Source organism: Adlercreutzia agrestimuris (assembly GCF_943193125.1).
GTDB classification, from domain to species: Bacteria; Actinomycetota; Coriobacteriia; order Coriobacteriales; family Eggerthellaceae; genus Xiamenia; species Xiamenia agrestimuris.
On sequence record NZ_CALPCX010000004.1, the window covers coordinates 172,754 to 190,963 of the forward strand.

An 18,210-nucleotide genomic window follows, 5' to 3' on the forward strand; every position below is an offset into this window, starting at 1 on the left:
ACCGAAGATTCGCCGATTCTCTCCGCACACCCACGAGTAATTTACAGATATTGAAAAATACAAAATTAATTCGGCTTTTTAATGCGAGAGCAGGGGTTTTACCTGACCTTATGACATAGGTTTATCAACAAAAAAGCGACCCGCATAAAAGCGGATCGCTTTGAGACGATTAAGACCTTGCACACCTTAGGTGTTTTACTGAAGGCTCACAGTCGATCTCAGGTGAACTATTTAGCTGAAACACCCTTGAACTGAAGACCGGTGCAGCCGATCGGGAGGAAGTTGTTTACTTTGTCCTCTAAGAATGCGGTTACAACCTGACGGTGTACGATTGGGTACAGCGGAACTTCTTCAGAAAGAACGTCGAAGCACTGTGCCCAGAGTTTCTTCTGCTCGTCACCTTCTGCAGCAAATGCCTGATCCATGAGCTCATGAAGCTTGTTGTAACCGTCAGAACCCTTCCAAGAAGAACGCTTTTCGGTCCATGAATTGTCGCCGTACCACCAGTTCATCAACAGGTCGGGGTCGGTGCCGAAGCAGCCCGGGTCACCAGGCGCAACAACGATATCAAACGGTTGTACGTCGTCGTCGGTGTCGCAGCGATTTGCATACAGTGAAGCAGAAGCTTGTGAAGAAATTTCAGCGGTTACGCCGATTGCCTGCAGGTCTTGTTGGATTTGGGTTGCCAGACCAGCAATCCAGCCAGCGTCGGTAGTATCCATAACGATGGACAGATCCTTAACACCAGCCTCTTCAAGCAGTTGCTTTGCTTTGTCAGCATCATGGGCAAAGTCGTTTGTAGCAGGACCGGTGTAGTCAACATGAGACTCCGGCAAGAAGCTCTGAGGACGCGTTGCAACATCAGGCAAAGCGTTTTGGATCATCTTCTCGTAGTCAATTGCATACAGGAATGCTTGGCGTACGCGAGCGTCATCAAACGGAGCCTTCTTGGTGTTGAACATCATAAAGGCAACAGCGAAGCCCTGAACGTTTTCAACTGCAGCACCAGTGCCGCTAACCTGAGCAACCAAGGTTGCCGGAACGTTTTCCATAATTTGGTCGGTGCCGTCTTGCAGATGTGATGCACGTGAAGTGTCGTCTACGATAACGTCATAGGTGATTTTGTCTACCAGAGCAGGGTTCTGGCCGTTGTACTGATCATTCTTGACGAATACGAGCTGACCGCCTTCTTGGCCATTTACTGACTCATACTTGAAAGGACCAGAGCCAATTGGCATCTTGGTAAGTTCTTCGTCACTTACGTCCTTCGGAACAACAACAACAAGCGGCAAGCGGGTGGTCAAAAGAGACGTGGGCTTGTTGAGCTTGATGGTAACGGTGGTGTCGTCTTTTGCTTCCATGCTATCAATAAAGGAAAGCATGGGAGCATACAGCGAACCATCAGCTTCTACGCAGCGCGTGTAGCTTGAAACAACGTCTTCAGCAGTGACAGGGTTGCCGTTTGAGAACTTGGCGTCTGCACGGAGCTTAACTTCGTATTCGGTCTCTGAAACCTCAGTAGGATCGCCGTCTGCCAAAGCCGGGTATGGCTTGCAGCCGTTTGCCATGTCAAGCATGTAAAGACCCTCAACAACGTTCCAGTTAGCACCTTGTGCCAAACCCGAAGAGTTGTTCATCGGCAAGAAGTTATCAGTTTGATAGCTTACGCCTGCACGCAACTCAGTTGCGCCGCCGGTTGGGGTAGAACCGCCATCGGCAGGGGTGCCATCAGTGTCGGTATCACCACCGCAAGCGGTAAGTGAAAGACCTGCTACAGCAGCAGCTGCTGCTCCGCCGACCAAGAAAGAGCGGCGAGATAATGACGGACTAGATAAATGTTGCATAGGTTTCCCTCCATTTCGGTTTAAAGCTTTACGCTTTGCAACATGCATGCGCACCAGTGTGGTGTGCATAAACATTTCGTTATTATCCCAGATTCAAAGTAAAATGAGGTGCTCGCGACCACAAATAATTGATTTTTGTAAAGTTGGGGATGCTGTAAATCCTGATTGCTGCCATATTTAAGCTTTTGTGTTACCAAATTGTTACGTGAATTAGCAGAGCGTATCCCCTGACCACTTGCCGAACACAGACCCCCCGCAATGAGCGATATTTCGCTTGTGAGGTCGCAGACAACCCTTCGCCTGCTACTATGCAACTACCAATTAGTCTTGGGGTGTGGCGCGTGGTTTGACGCGTCACTTTCCGTAAAAGGCGCTCTTTTATAGGGCTCAGATAAAGATTGATTGGTCTGCAGGCAAGAGGAGTTCGCAGTGTTTGCAGGTTGCCCCTTATTTCGCGAGGAGATATCTATGGCTAGAGAATTCAAGTCAATGGATGGTAACAACGCGGCGGCATATGTTTCATATGCATTTACCGAAGTTGCTGGCATCTATCCCATTACGCCATCAAGTCCTATGGCTGACTTAGTGGATCAGTGGTCCGCTGCAGGTCAGAAGAATATTTTTGGCACCACCGTTAAGGTGTGCGAAATGCAGTCAGAAGGCGGAGCAGCTGGTTCAGTTCATGGTTCGCTTGCTGCTGGTGCATTGACGACAACCTATACTGCTTCACAAGGTCTGTTGTTAATGATTCCTAATATGTACAAAATCGCAGCTGAGATGTTGCCTTGCGTTTTGCATGTTTCAGCTCGTACTGTTGCTACGCAAGCACTTTCAATTTTCGGTGATCACTCTGACGTTATGGCTTGTCGTCAGACTGGTTTTGCAATGCTTGCCGAGAGCAATGTGCAAGAGATTATGGACCTGTCAGCGGTTGCCCACTTAGCTGCCATCAAGGGTCGCATTCCCTTCATCAACTTCTTTGATGGATTCCGCACCTCTCACGAAGTGCAAAAGATTGCTGTTTGGGATTACGCAGACTTAGCTGAAATGTGTGACATGGATGCTGTTCGTGCCTTCCGCGAGCATTCTCTTAATCCCGAGCGTCCCGCTATGCGTGGTTCACACGAAAACGGCGACATCTTCTTCCAGCATCGCGAGGCATGCAATAGCCATTATGACGCGCTGCCATCTGTGGTTGAAGAGTACATGGCTCAGGTTAACGAAAAGCTTGGAACCGATTATCAGCTCTTTAACTACTACGGCGCACCTGATGCTGATCGCGTTATTGTTGCCATGGGCTCATTTAATGATGTAGCTGAAGAGGTTATTGACTACTTGAATGCACAAGGCGAAAAAGTTGGTTTGATTAAAGTTCGCCTTTATCGTCCGTTTGTGACGGACAAGTTTGTTGCGGCACTGCCTCAGACATGCAAGAAACTTGCTGTTATGGACCGCACAAAAGAGCCAGGTGCTGTTGGCGAGCCGCTCTATATGGATGTGGTAAACGCATTGGCGCAAGAAGGCGTTGAAGGCATTACGGTTGTTGGCGGTCGTTACGGCTTAGGTTCAAAAGACACGCCGCCTTCATCAGTTTTCGCCATCTATACCGAGCTGGCAAAAGACAATCCTGCACGCGAATTTACTGTAGGCATCGTTGATGACGTGACCAATTTGTCGTTACCTGAGGATCCTTCTGCTCCAAATACCGCAGCTCCTGGCACTATTGAGTGCAAGTTCTGGGGTCTTGGTGGCGACGGAACTGTGGGTGCGAACAAAAACTCAATTAAGATCATCGGCGACCATACTGATAAATATGTACAAGCATACTTCCAGTATGACTCGAAAAAGACAGGTGGCGTGACAATTAGTCACTTGCGCTTTGGTGATGCTCCTATTCGCAGCCCGTATTATGTTAATAAAGCAGACTTTGTTGCATGCCATAATCCTTCTTACATCACCAAGCGTTTCCCCATCGTAAAAGATGTTAAGCCTGGTGGTACGTTTATGATTAACTGCCAGTGGGATCTTGAAGAGCTGGAGCATCACTTGAGTGCTGATGCAAAACGCTACATTGCCAACAATGGAATAAATCTTTACACCATTAATGCTATTGATTTGGCACGTGAGATTGGTATGGGTAAGCGCACAAATACCATTTTGCAATCAGCATTCTTTACGTTGGCTAAGGTTATGCCGCAAGAAGATGCTATCCGCTACATGAAAGATGCAGCTACCAAGTCATACCTGAAGAAGGGTCAAGACGTGGTAGATATGAACCATCGTGCTATTGATGCGGGTGCTACGGCATTTGTTAAGATTGATGTTCCTGAGAGCTGGAAAGAGGCGGTTGACGAACCGGTCGCCAACGAACTTGAGGGTCGTCCTGAAGTGGTTCGCATGGTTGAGACCATCATGGAGCCTGTTTCTCGTATGGATGGTGACAGCCTGCCAGTATCTGCTTTCGTTGATCATGTTGATGGCCAGTTTGAGCTGGGTGCGGCTGCGTATGAGAAACGCGGTGTAGCAGTTACTGTTCCAACTTGGGCAAAAGAGACGTGTATTCAATGTCATCAATGCTCGTTTGTGTGTCCGCATGCAACCATTCGCCCCTTTGCTCTTACTGAGGCTGAGGCACAGGCTGCTCCTGAGGCAATTAAGCTGGTACCGGCAAAGGGCAAACCTGCTCAAGCAGCTGGCTATTTGTATACGATGGCTGTTTCGCCGCTTGATTGTATGGGTTGCGGCGTTTGCGTTAATGTTTGCCCGACGAACTCCTTGGCAATGGTTCCCACCGAAGATGAGCTGGACCAGCAAGCAGTCTTTGACTATTGTGTGGCTGATGTTACGCCGAAGCCTGAGCTTATTAATGCAACCGTTAAGGGAAGCCAGTTCAGCCAGCCCTTACTTGAATTCTCGGGCGCATGCGCAGGTTGTGCTGAGACTGCTTATGCTCGCTTGATTACGCAACTTTATGGCGATCGTATGTTTGTCTCGAACGCTACTGGTTGCTCTTCAATCTGGGGTGGCCCAGCGGCAACTTCTCCTTACACCGTCAACAAAGACGGTCATGGTCCTGCTTGGTCAAACTCACTGTTTGAAGACAACGCAGAGCACGGTTTGGGTATGCTTTTAGGTCATGAGGCCGTGCGCGCTAAATTGGTTGCTGATACCGAAGCGCTGCTTGAGCTGGATGCTCTTGATGAAGGCGTTCGCGCTGCCGCAAATGCATGGCTTGAAGCTATGAACTCGGCAGAAGAGAGCAAGGCTTGCGCAGCAGCATATGTTGCAGCGCTTGAAGGTGTGAGTGGCGAAGCACAAGCTCTTGCGAATGCAATTCTTGAGAACAAAGAGTATCTCACCAAGAAATCTGTTTGGATCTTTGGTGGTGACGGTTGGGCATATGACATTGGTTATGGCGGCCTAGATCACGTGCTTGCATCTGGCGAAGATGTAAATGTCTTCGTATTCGACACTGAGGTGTATTCAAATACGGGTGGTCAAGCTTCTAAGGCTTCAAATATCGGTCAGGTTGCACAGTTTGCAGCAAGTGGTAAAGATATCAGCAAGAAGAGCTTGACTGAAATTGCTATGGCTTATGGTTATGTATATGTTGCACAAGTTGCAATGGGTGCAAATCCTGCTCAGACCATCAAAGCCATCACCGAAGCTGAGGCATATCCTGGACCATCTCTTATTATTGGTTACTCGCCGTGCGAGATGCATTCAATTAAGGGTGGCATGACCAATTGCCAGGCTGAAATGAAGAAAGCGGTTGAATGCGGTTACTGGAATTTGTTCCGCTTTAACCCTGCGGCTGATGCTGGTAAGAAATTCGTGCTTGACTCTAAAGAGCCTGCAGGTGGATACCGTGACTTCCTGATGAATGAAGCACGTTACAGCCGCCTCACACGCGAATTCCCCGAGCGTGCTGAAGAACTCTTCGAGCTCAACGAAGAAGCAGCTATGAAGCGCTTTGATCACCTGACTAAACTCAAAGAGGTGTATTCGGGCGAATAAACACTTCAAGGTGTACTTAGCTTAGGTCTTTGTAGAAGACAAAGCACACGCTTTTGAATGCGAAACAAAATGGAGCCAACTCATTTGTGGTTGGCTCCATTTTTTGTGGAGAGACACATTGTCTCTGAGCAATTTTGAGCGCGCACCTGCTTTTAATAGGTAATTGAGGTGCGTGCTTTATTAAAGAGTTTTAGACATCCATTGATGCTCAACGTGTTCATCAAGCTCAATGGGTCCATAAGCGCTATAACCAGCTCGTTCATAGAAAGGTTTTGCGTGCATTTGTGCATGAAGATGGGCAGAGGTGGCTCCTTGGGCTTGTAGATAACGTTCTACTTCGGCAAGAATCGCTGAACCATACCCCTTTTTTCTAAACGCTGGCAAAATAGCTATTCTTCCAATAATCCATATCTTTGGATCTGCATCAAAACCCGCTTGCAAGCGTGATGGACAGACACGTGCGCACCCAACAAGAGTGCCGTTGTCATATGCGGTTATATGGCCAACTTCTTCGTCATCGTCAATATCTTCAAACTCAACTTGAAATCCCTGTTCATCTATAAAGACACACTGGCGTACATACTTTGCGTCTTCAAATGAATCGGTCTTAAATATGAGCGACATGCTAACTCCTTAGCCATACAGGACTGATAGTGTTATCAAATCTTATGATAACAGTTTGATTGGTATTGTTATTGATCTGAGTAAGCAAAGAACAGAGACACAAACTGAGGGACTGATCTCGAAACGACTACGGGAATTTGTCTAGTTGATAACAAAGGCGTGTCGCTTTGCTTGCGCTTCACCGCATATTCCACCTTTATTTTGTGCCGGCTTTATGATGGCGAAAGCAGGATATAGTAGACCAAGGAGGTCATTATGAAGCGCTTTTCACGTCGTCAGTTTGTTGCTGGGGGAGCTCTTGCGGCTTTCGGTTCCACATTGGCATTGGCTGGATGCGCACCTATGAGTCATGATGAGGCTCAGGAAAAAGAAAAAGAGGCATCTGCTCAACGCGCAAGCAATTCACAAGGACAAGTGACTGCTATTGGGCAAGGCATGGGAAAGCATGGTAACTTTAACGTCGAAGTGTCCCTTAAAGATGGTGCAATTGATCGCATCACAGTACTTGACTCACGCGAAACACCGGGTATGGGCGATGTTGCCATGGATAAGCTTACCCAGGCAATTATTGAAAACCAAACACTTGCAGTTGACACCATTACCGGAGCAACGCTGTCTTCGATGGCATTTTTAACTGCGGTTGGTTCAGCGCTTGATGCCATGGGCGAAGATTCAAAAGATTGGCAGAATCGCACAAAGGCCGCCTGGGTAAGCGATGTTGAGGTGCCCAAACAAGCTGACGTTGTTGTTGTGGGTGCAGGCGGCGCTGGTTTTGCGGCAGCAATTACGGCAGCAAACGAAGGTAAAAGTGTAGTTCTTTTAGATAAGATGGGAGTCTACGGAGGCGACACTGCCTTGTCTGGCGGCGAAATGGCCGTACCGGGTAACTGGATCCAGGTAACACAAGGTGTTGAAGATAGTCCTGAGAACCTCATTGAAGATATGCTTGTTGGTGGCGACAATAAAGGCGACCCTGAGCTGGTGAGCATTATCGCCAATGGTGCCTTGGATTCTGCGAATTGGCTGACATATGAAGGTGGTATTTCGTGGAAGCATGACCTGATGCAATTTGGAGGTCATAATATTAAGCGCTCTATTATTCCTCTTACTCATTCAGGTTCTGAGATGACCACCAAGCTTACTAATCGCGTAGGCACGATAGACGAGATTACTTTAATTGATAATCTCAAAGCCACTGAATTGATACAAAACGACCAAGGTGCAATTACTGGCGTTAAGGTAGAAAATCAAATTACCGGCGATGAATCTACTATTTCTTGCAACGCAGTCGTCCTTACAACCGGTGGTTTTGGCTCAAATGTTGACATGCGTGTGCAATATAATCCTGATATGGATGACAAAATCTTATCAACCGACTCAGTAGCCGCTCAAGGTGACGGTATTGTTATGGCGCAAGCAGTAGGCGCGGACACCATTGATATGGAATACATCCAAACATATCCAGTTTGCGATCCTGAGACAGGAGCCCTTTTGTATGTGGGTGATGTTCGTCTTGAAAACTATGGCATCTTGGTTAACAAAGAGGGTCAGCGTTTTGTTCAAGAGCTTGATCGTCGAGATGTAATTTCAAATGGCATCAAAGCGCAGACAGACGGAATTGCCTATCTCCTTTTCAATCAAAAGGCAGCTGATGAGACGGGGCTTGTTGAGCAGCATGCTGACGAATACGAAAATAGCGAGTCACGTGGCGTGATTGTAAAAGCAGACACCCTTGCCGAGGTAGCAGAAGCGCAGGGTGTTGATCCGGATGCACTTCAGGCAACTGTTGATCAGTGGAATGAATATTGTGCACAAGGAGAGGACCCTGATTTCAATTACAGTGCAGAAATGAACACAATTGAGGAAGGGCCATATTATCTCATGGCATGCAAGCCGGCTGTTCATTACACCATGGGTGGCTTACATATTACCCCTGAAGCAGAAGTGTTAAGTGTTGATGAAGAGGTTATTCCGGGCCTCTATGCTGCGGGTGAAGTTGCTGGTCACAAGATGGGCACTAATCGTCTGGGCTCTTGTTCTATGACCGACATTTATACCTTTGGTCGTATTGCAGGCAAAAACGCTGCAGCATATAACGCATAACCGCGCACCTCAGATAACCACACAAAGGCAAACCTTAAAAGGTTTGCCTTTGTTGTTATGATGCATAAGGTGAGACATTAATGCAGTTGGGCTTATGGTGCGAAAGCGCATACAATCGTTTTGATCGAAGTGCCGAAAGATCAAGTGGCACAAGCGGTACTGGTTGGCTCAGGCGCGGGTAAGCGGTCTTTCCTGCAAGCGCAGCAGGACTTTGATGCACCATAATACTATTAAGGCGAAAACCAATCAGATAAGCTGAACTTTGAAGGGTTGACCCATAAAGATTCATAAGCTCAATACAGGGCGCAATATCAGTTTCTTGGACAAAGAGATGCACACAATAACTAGGTCGAGGCGGCTTGCCTTCGCGTGTATTTTCTCCACCCGTTGTGGTGCGACGGTCAATGAAATTGGTGTTTTCCATGGCTGCGCCTTCAATATGCGCTAAGAAGCTTGCAGCATCATCAAGCTGTGCAAAAGATAAGCAAACAGCACGTTTGAAGCATTCTAAGAGCTGTTGCTGATCTTGGTGCGACTTTGATTCAAGTGGATCAGCCGAAACAAATGTTGGCTTTTGGGCATGAGCTGGAAGGGTGGTGTGTCCAGCTTGTAGATGCGCTACAAACTCTGGATACAATTTGCGCTGTTTCATGCCGCGCGTAGCGGAGAATAGCGTGATTTCTTCAGCGGAAATACCCTCAACGTGTAAATAATGCAAGAGTAGTTCTCTGCGTGCATTGATTTCGGTTTTTGCGAGGGGATCATCCACATAGATTTGCATAATAAAATGCTTTTGCTGTTCGGCGTCGCCTTTATAAGCGCGCGTATCTTCACAGATGTACATTGTGTTGATGTGCGCGAGCAAGTAAAGCGCGGCGGATTCAGCTGTTGCCCAGGTAGCTATAATAGCGCGAGCAAGTGCCGCGTTGTTTTGCGCAATATGCTGAGCTTTCTTCTGTTTTGGCGAAGCTTTGGCCATATAAGTAGCAAAGCTTGTCTCAAGACTTTCCACGCGTATCCTTCTCTTTGTTAGCAATGCACGTTATTGTATCAGGGTATGTTGGGTTGCAATTACTTAAGCTGCAGCAACAATTAAAAGAATATAGAACAGATGTTTGTATTATATGATAGAATAGCGAACGCGTAATTTCAAGAAGGAGGATCGTGCCACCGTGACAAAAGATTATAACAATCAGGCCAATATGCGTGATTCGTCTTTGGTGGCTGATGCTCTTTCGCGGTTTACCTCATCGGTGCGGCGATGGTTTACGCATGCTTTTAATGCGCCTTCTCCCATACAAGTTGATGCATGGAATTCTATTGGGAGCGGCAACAACACTCTTGTCATAGCTCCAACAGGATCAGGAAAAACACTCTCAGCTTTTCTCATTGCCCTTGATGAGCTCATGCAAGAGCATGTGCGTGCAGCACAAAAAGGAGAGGCAATTAAGCCGGGAGTACGAATTATTTATGTTTCACCTTTGAAGGCACTTGGCGCAGATGTAGAGCGCAACCTTCGCATTCCTCTTGCCGGAATAGAACGCTATGCGCATGAGGAACAGCTTTCGTTTGAGCCTATTCGCGTTGGGATACGAACGGGGGATACGACCCCTTCCGAACGTCGTAAACTAGTGAATAAGCCACCCGATATTTTAATAACTACACCTGAGTCGCTTTATCTCATGCTTACGTCAAAAGCGCGAGAAACCCTTCGTTTAACTACCACGGTTATTGTGGATGAAATCCATGCGCTTGCCTCTACCAAGCGCGGCGCTCATTTGTCGCTCAGTCTTGAGCGGCTTGATGATTTATTAGAACATCCGGCCCAGCGTATAGGGCTTTCTGCAACCGTTTGGCCTCATGAGCGTGCAGCTGCTTTTTTGGGTGGCATACATCCAGTTACTATCGTGTCGCAAACAGCACAACTTCCTTTTGAGCTTACTATTTCAGTACCAGTGCGTGATATGACCTCCATTCCGGCACTTTCTTCGGGAAGTACTTTTGCAACTAAAGAAGGCGTGCGTGGTTTTGGACCACGTCGCGCGCCTCTTGAGCAGGCATGGAAGACGGATAGGGCACTCAGTGCTGCCATGAGAAAAGATGGTATTACGGCACCTGATACGCGAGCAAACACCACTTCAATTTGGCCGTTTATAGAAGAAGCAATACTACACGAAGTGCAGACTCATACGTCCACTCTTGTTTTTGTTAATTCGCGAGGCCTTTGCGAGCGCCTGACGGCCCGACTTAATGAACGCTATGCCGCCTCGTTTGATGCGCAATCTTGCAATCATGAATCACAAGAAGGTGGTGGGCGCGCTAATCAATATGAAGAGGAAGTGGTAGGCAGAAAAACCCCCGTTAAGGCATCTTCGTCTTTTGTGTCAGTTCGTTCTGATATAGGTTCAACTTCTGAGCTTATTGCGGATTCGGAACATGTTATTGCAAAAGCACACCATGGATCAATTTCAAAAGAAAAGCGCCGTGTGGTTGAACAGGAGCTCAAACAAGGCATTATTCCATGTGTTGTTGCAACGTCGTCTTTGGAGCTTGGCATTGATATGGGTGCCATAGATCTGGCAATTCAAGTTGCAGCCCCTCCAAGTGTTGCAAGCGGCCTTCAGCGTATCGGTCGTGCAAATCATCAGTTCGGCGGAACATCAGTTGGGGTGGTGTATCCACGAACACGAGCGGACATTTTAGATGCTGCGGTAATTGCTGAAGGTATGCACGAAGGTATGATTGATGAGTTGACGCTTGTTGAAAATGCCTTAGACGTGCTCTCGCAGCAAACAGTTGCTGAGGTGGCTGTTGGTGATCGTACAGTTGAATCATGGTATGACACAGTGCGCAGAAGTGCTTGTTATCAGAACCTGAGTAGGCGCGCTTTTGATGGAGTACTTGAGATGCTTTCAGGCGGTTATGCCTATAGAGATCTTGCAGATATAGCCGCGCGAATTGTTTGGGACAAATCCCAGCAAATACTCAAAGCACGTCCAGCAACTCAGCGTCTTGCCGTAGGTTCTGCGGGCACCATACCTGATCGTGGAACATTTTCGGTTGTTTTACCCGAGGGAGATGCGCAGCTTGGGCGGCGTCGCGTGGGCGAACTTGACGAAGAGATGGTACATGAATCTCGAGTCGGAGATGTGATTGCGCTTGGCACTACTACGTGGCAAATAACTGAAATAACTGCAGATAGAGTGATGGTTAAGCCTGCACCAGGAAAGATGGCGCGGCTTCCGTTTTGGCATGGTGAATCAGTTGCGCGCAGTTATACGGCGGGCTGCGCTCGGGGTGTCTTTTTACGTGAAATATCAGCTGAGCTTGAATGCGCTCAAGAAACAGAACAGATAAGCTTCTCGTCTGCAGCGCAAGATCGACTAGCGCGCGCTGGCTTAAATGAGTTCGCGCAAGATAATCTTGCACAATATTTGGGTATGCAAAAAGCATCAACGCATATCATTCCAACTGACAAGCATCTGGTTGTAGAACAATGCGAAGATGAGACAGGTCAATGGCGTATTATTTTGCATTCGCCTTTTGGCAGGCGTGTCCATGAGCCTTGGGCGCTTGCTGTTGCGCAGCGCATCATGACAATCGAAGGTTTTGATGCACAAGTCGGCGCAAATGATGATGGTATTATCCTTCGCTATCCGTTAACCGAGACTACTATTCCAGGTGCTGAGCTCTTTTTGTTCGAGCCTGATGAATTAGTAGCAATTGTTACAAACCTTATTGAAAGTACTGCTTTATTTGCTGCTCGTTTTCGCGAATGCGCTGCTCGCGCGCTCATTCTGAACACCAAAGGCCATGGTAGGCGTATGCCTTTGTGGCAGCAGCGTCATGCAGCGGGTCAATTATTAGAGGTAGCGCGAACACTTCCTGATTTCCCGCTTACCCTTGAAGCTGCCCGTGAGTGTCTCGTGGATGTATTTGATTTGAACGCGCTCAGTGATGTGATGCAAAAGCTTGCAAGCAACACCATTCGTATAACAAGCATTCAGACGCAAACGCCCTCACCTTTTGCGGGAAATCTTCTTTTCGGCTATGTAGGAGACCACCTTTATGATACCGATATGCCTCATGCCGAGCGGGCAGCATCGCTTTTATCGGTAGATCCAGGACTACTTAAAGAATTGCTTGGTTCGCAAGATCTCTCAGCGCTCATAGATCCCGAAAGCGTCCAAGAGCTTGAGGATCAACTACAACGACGCAAGACATACCGCATTATTGCTTCCAAAGAAAACATTTTTGACCTGATTACCAAATTGGGATATCTCAGCAGCGAAGAAATAGTGCAGCGTATACAAGATAAGCCAACACAGCTTACAGCAATGCTTGAGGAACTCCAGCGCGAACAACGCATCATGCGATTTCGCTCTGGTCGTGATTGGTGTTGGGCGAGTGTGCCAGTAGCGCAACAGATTGCCCAGGTGGCACATGTTGAGTTTGATGATCCTTTGGCGTTCAAGCAGATGCAGGGAGTCCCAACCGCGCAACTTGACGAAAACAACGGAGAGCCAAACCATAGAGAAGCATTGTCAAGCATAGAAGAGCTTGCGCGTCTTTTTGCTCTAACACATGGAGTATTCTCGGTTGAAGCATTTGCTGCTTGGGCTCACATTGGTAAGGCATTTGCTGCAGAAGCGCTTGCTCACCTTGCTTCTACTGGGTTTTTGATGCAAGGATCTTTTGGTGACGATGCGGCTGGATGTGAAAGGCGCTACATTGCTGCACGCGTTTTTAAGCGCGTCCGAGCACTTTCGTTAGCGCGTGCGCAAGAGCGTATTCGCCCTGTTGAGATGGCAGCCTATCTTCAATTTCTCTTTGATTTGCAAGGGAGAGGAAATAAAGCTCAACCGGCATTGTATGGAGTTGAGGGAGTAGCTGAGGTTATTGCTCAGTTTGAAGGAGTGGCTTTTCCAATGTCTTTGTGGGAAAACGTCATCTTTCCTCAACGTGTCAATGCGTATAAGCAAGCTTATCTTGATGAATTGCTCAATCAAGGTGAAGTAGTTTGGGTTGCAGATGCAAGTAGAAGCGACAAAGCGGTTTTGTTCTATCCTGCCGATTCTCCCTTCGCACCGCTTGGATATGATCAAGCGGAAGGTCCTCATGACATACTCTCTTTTGATGAGGCGCATTTTGCTGATGAGCCAACCCAAGATTCAAGACGCGCCATACAAGCTGTTGCTCAGTGTTTGGCTGAAAGAGGACCATGTGATATTGATCAACTCCTGCGCGGTGTGGAATCCGCTCAAGAGATGACGCTTCCTCAGCAAACTATTCTCAATGCGCTAAATGTACTTGTTCTGCAGGGGAGAACAACGTCAACATCTGCTGCTTTCCTTCGTCAGCACGAAGACCCGCTGCACAGCAAAGCTCCCAGCAATGATCTGGTTAAGCAGCCTCGTATGCGTAATCGCGTGCAAAGCAGAAGATCCTCTTTGCGTTACAAATCGGAATTATCAGCAGCTAAACAAGCAGCTCGGCAAACTGTTCTGGCACGCACCAAGGCGTTTGCGGCATATGAGGGACAATGGAGTTTGCTTGCACCACCGCACCAAGAACCAACAGCATATGCTTTAAATTTGGTAGAAGGACTTCTAGATTGCTATGGCATCATCACGCGTGATATTGCCTTATTGGCGGGCTTAAAGGGTGGTCTTTCAGCGCTTTATCCTGTGCTTCGTCAGATGGAAGAACAAGGTGCTTTGATTCGCGGTATGTTTGTTGAAGGGCTTGGTCCTCTGCAGTTTGCAACGACGCAAACTATTGATACGCTGCGCACCTATGCCCATTCTGAGAATAGTTTGCCTTCTGAGGAAGTGTCATCTGGCGCAAAAGACGCCTGCGAACCCTTTGTTTTAGCCGCAGATGACCCGGCATGTCTTTTTGGTGCAGGGATAGCCTGGCCAAAAACAACTGGTCCAAAACCAAGCAGAAAACGGGGAAGTGTTGTTGTTATCGATGCGGGTGTTCCGCTGCTTTTTGCAACTGCGGGTCTTAAAAACATTTCAACTTTCGTGAGTGATGAGGCGCTCCTTATGAGTGCATGCAAGGCTCTTGCTGCTTGTACTGAGATAGTTTTGCAAGCAGAGGCAACACCCCAGCGCACTCGAAAAAAGATTCTTGTGCAAACATGTAACGGACAGCCTGTTTTGGGCTCAGATATAGAACCGTTCCTTGCGCAGGCTGGTTTTGTGCGCATGCCTGATGGTATGCGTCTTTATACTTCTCCCTTTTAATTTCGTTTCAAGGATGTTGTGTTAAGGCAGGTGTAGCCATCTTGTGTGTCGGCACAAAAAAGCGACTCCCAAAGGAGTCGCTTACTCGTATTTATAGCACTGAATGATCTTTGCTAGACGAAGATGCTATTTAGGCGTCTGCAAGTAGTTTTTCAACAGCAGCAAGCTTCACGCAGGTAACGAACACATCCATGGCAGCATCCAACTCTTCAAGAGGCGGAAGGGTGGGCGCAATGCGGATATTTGAGTCATGGGGATCCTTTTTGTAAGGATATGTTGCTCCCGCACCCGTCATAGTAACACCAGCTTCTTTAGCCAACTCAACAACGCGTTTTGCCGTACCGTCTGGACCATTGAAGCTCACGAAATAGCCACCGCGTGGATTTGACCAGCTGCATCCATTCACTTCAGTCAAACCGTCATTGAGCTTGTTGACAACGAGTTCAAACTTCGGGCGTAAAATGGCGGCATGTTTCGCCATGTGATTGCGAATGCCTTGGGCATCTTGCAAAAAGTATACATGGCGCATCTGATTGAGCTTATCGTGTCCGATAGTTTGTACGCCCATGCGCTTTTTGATCTCGGCAACATTTTCAGGACTTGAAGCAAGTGCGGAAATGCCTGCACCAGGGAAGGTAACTTTAGACGTTGAAGCAAATTTGATTGGACGATGGGGGTGTCCAGCTTCGGCGCATGCCTTTGAGATATCTAAGACGTGATCTTGTTCTTGCGGATTGTCATAAAGGTGGTGTACGCAATATGCGTTGTCCCAAAAGATACGGAAATCATTTGCTGCGGTATCCATTGCTGCAAGGCGACGAACAACCTCATCTGAATAGGTGACACCGCCGGGGTTTGAGTAGGTGGGAACACACCAGATGCCTTTAATGGTCGGATCGTCAGCAACCAAGCGTTCAATCTCGTCCATATCAGGACCGTCGTCATTCATGGTAATCGGAATCATCTCAATGCCGAACTCTTCGGTAATGCCAAAATGACGATCATAGCCCGGTGCAGGGCAGAGCCACTTGATGGTTTCATATTGCGACCAGGGTTTTTCGCCTTGGGTGCCAAACATCCAAATGCGTGCAAGAGTGTCATACATAATATTGAGGCTTGCGTTGCCAAAAATGATGACATTTGCTGGCTCGTCGTCTAGCATGGCAGCCATAAGCGTCTTTGCCTCAGGCAGTCCGTCCAAAACGCCGTAATTTCGCAGGTCGGTGCCATCTTGTGCTGTGCAGTCTTTTAAGGTGGTGCCGCTTTCTAGCATAGGCATGCTTAAGTCAAGTTGAGCTTTCGCCGGTTTTCCGCGTGCCATATTAAGTTTAAGTCCGCGCGCTTTGATTTCGGCGTAAGCTTGTTCTAACTCAGCCTTGAGCGCTTCAAGTTCTTTGGTACCTAAATCTGCATAGGTTGGCATCGATCTTCCTTTCCGTTTGACAATCACAATAGGCATATCATTTCATAGTTACACCGTTCCCAGTATAAAGTTTCGCTTAATGAGCGTCGAGGGGTCATCAATGCCCTATAATCTCACCCGTTTTGTTAGTACGGTTTGAAAGGGGGAGCACATGGTCTCTGGTGACTTTTGGGTTATGATCGCGATGCTCGTTTATTTCATCGTTGTTCTTACCATTGGCTTCGTATATATGAAGCGCTCTAATTCATCAGCGTCTGAGTACTTCCTGGGGGGCAGAAAAGTTGGTCCTTGGCTAACTGCTCTGTCGGCAGAAGCATCGGACATGTCAGGTTATCTTTTAATGGGTCTTCCTGGTGTTGCTTACTTTACGGGTGCATCTGATGCGGGTTGGACGGCAATTGGTCTTGCAATTGGCACATATCTTAACTGGAAATTTGTCGCAAAGCGTCTGCGCAAGTATTCAGTTGTAGCGGGAGACTCTATCACGCTTCCTGGATTCTATTCGCGTCGCTTTCATGATGATCGAAATATTGTTTCCACAATTGCTGCGTTGATCATCCTTGTCTTTTTCTGCGTATATGTTGGCAGCTGTTTTGTCACGTGTGGCAAGCTGTTTAATACTTTGTTTGGTCTTGATTACGCAACCATGATGGTATTGGGAGCAATCATCGTATTCCTCTACACGCTTGTAGGTGGTTACTTATCGGTTGTTGCAACTGACTTCGTCCAAGGCTGCTTAATGTTTTTTGCCTTAGCCATCGTATTGATTGGCTCAATTACCTGGGCAGGTGGCGTTGAAAACGTCGCAGCATTTTTGCAGAGCATCCCCGGCTTTTTGTCTGGCACAGAAATTGCGGTTCCCGTCTTGAATGATGCGGGTGCGCAGATGACTGAAAACAATATGCCGCTATTTGGTGATGCAGCACCATATGGCGTGCTTTCAATTGTTTCTATGATGGCATGGGGATTGGGCTACTTTGGTATGCCTCAGGTGCTTGTTCGCTTCATGGGTATTCGCAGCGCCGAAGAGATTAAGCGCTCACGAACCATCGCAGTGACATGGGTTGTCGTTGCGCTTTTCTGCGCTATCTGCATTGGTCTTGTTGGTCGTGCGGTTATTCCTCTTGAATTCGGCACGCAATCGGCAGCAGAGAATATTTTCGTTGTGCTTTCTCGTATGATCTTGCCGTCGTTTCTTTGTGGCGTGGTGGTCTCGGGCATCTTGGCCGCTTCTATGTCTTCATCTTCGTCGTATCTGCTTATTACCGGCTCTTCGGTTGCAGAGAATATTTATCGCGGTGTGATTAATAAGAAAGCCACCGATCGTCAGGTAATGATCGTGGCTCGCATTACTCTGATCGTGGTGTTCTTGTTTGGCATTTTCGTAGCATATGACGAGAACTCATCAATCTTTTATGTGGTGAGTTATGCCTGGGCAGGCCTTGGTGCTTCTTTTGGTCCGCTTACGCTGTTTAGCCTTTATTGGCGACGCACTACCTGGCAGGGTGCTGTTGCGGGTATGATTACGGGTACCATTACCGTTTTGGTGTGGCATAACTTTATTGCACCGCTCGGTGGGGTATTTGGTATCTATGAGTTGCTACCTGCTTTCATCTTATCTGCATTGGCAATCTTTATCGGCTCGAAGCTTTCGCCTTCGCCCTCTGATGCGGTTTTATATGAGTTTGATCATTACATGGATCATGCAGACGATCTTGAAGCTAAAACTTCTGCCGAGGCCGCTCGTAATGCGCACGCAGAAACAAATGCTTAAGAGGTCAGCATACAAATAAATGGTATGCGCATATCCATAATGCGCTCTATGAATGAGAAGTCTGTCTTTTGGGGGCAGGCTTCTCATTTTTTTGAGCGTTCGCACAAGCTTGCATTCGCCGGCTTATCCACATCTTCCCTACAATCAACGAATGCTACATAATTGACCTGGTGT

Annotated in this window: 8 protein-coding genes; 4 read left to right on the forward strand and 4 right to left on the reverse strand. The window is 47.6% G+C overall.

Features of this window, described 5'->3' with window-relative positions:
• Nucleotides 1–227: 227 nt before the first annotated feature.
• Nucleotides 228–1,844, reverse strand: coding sequence for an ABC transporter substrate-binding protein (locus NFR28_RS07645; RefSeq protein WP_251179223.1), 1,617 nt, complete (start codon nt 1,842–1,844; stop codon nt 228–230).
• Nucleotides 1,845–2,312: 468 nt separating this feature from the next.
• Between NFR28_RS07645 and nifJ the strand changes: the two genes are divergently transcribed.
• Entirely contained in the window at nt 2,313–5,861 is a 3,549-nt protein-coding gene (gene nifJ, locus NFR28_RS07650; protein WP_251179224.1) for a pyruvate:ferredoxin (flavodoxin) oxidoreductase, read from the forward strand.
• A gap of 180 nt (nt 5,862–6,041) precedes the next feature.
• On the opposite strand, the gene NFR28_RS07655 is transcribed toward nifJ, so the two are convergent.
• Complete coding sequence (locus tag NFR28_RS07655; protein WP_251179225.1) at nt 6,042–6,485, reverse strand: GNAT family N-acetyltransferase; 444 nt, start codon at nt 6,483–6,485, stop codon at nt 6,042–6,044.
• Nucleotides 6,486–6,740: 255 nt separating this feature from the next.
• Between NFR28_RS07655 and NFR28_RS07660 the strand changes: the two genes are divergently transcribed.
• Nucleotides 6,741–8,588 (forward strand): flavocytochrome c, encoded by a 1,848-nt coding sequence (locus NFR28_RS07660; protein ID WP_251179226.1) that lies wholly within the window; start codon nt 6,741–6,743, stop codon nt 8,586–8,588.
• 55 nt (nt 8,589–8,643) lie between these two features.
• Here NFR28_RS07660 and NFR28_RS07665 read toward each other — a convergent pair whose 3' ends face one another.
• Nucleotides 8,644–9,600: a hypothetical protein gene (locus NFR28_RS07665; protein ID WP_251179227.1), complete on the reverse strand. Its 957-nt coding sequence runs from the start codon at nt 9,598–9,600 to the stop codon at nt 8,644–8,646.
• Between the two features lie 160 nt (nt 9,601–9,760).
• On the opposite strand from NFR28_RS07665, the gene NFR28_RS07670 reads away from it, so the two are divergent.
• Complete coding sequence (locus NFR28_RS07670) at nt 9,761–14,839, forward strand: DEAD/DEAH box helicase (RefSeq protein WP_251179228.1); 5,079 nt, start codon at nt 9,761–9,763, stop codon at nt 14,837–14,839.
• A 130-nt stretch (nt 14,840–14,969) separates the two neighbouring features.
• Here NFR28_RS07670 and NFR28_RS07675 read toward each other — a convergent pair whose 3' ends face one another.
• Nucleotides 14,970–16,262, reverse strand: coding sequence for an aspartate aminotransferase type Ic (locus tag NFR28_RS07675; RefSeq protein WP_251179229.1), 1,293 nt, complete (start codon nt 16,260–16,262; stop codon nt 14,970–14,972).
• A 151-nt stretch (nt 16,263–16,413) separates the two neighbouring features.
• Here NFR28_RS07675 and putP point away from each other — a divergent pair, with 151 nt between their 5' ends.
• On the forward strand, nt 16,414–18,036 hold the full coding sequence (putP, locus tag NFR28_RS07680) for a sodium/proline symporter PutP (protein ID WP_251179230.1): 1,623 nt from the start codon (nt 16,414–16,416) through the stop codon (nt 18,034–18,036).
• Nucleotides 18,037–18,210 lie beyond the last annotated feature (174 nt).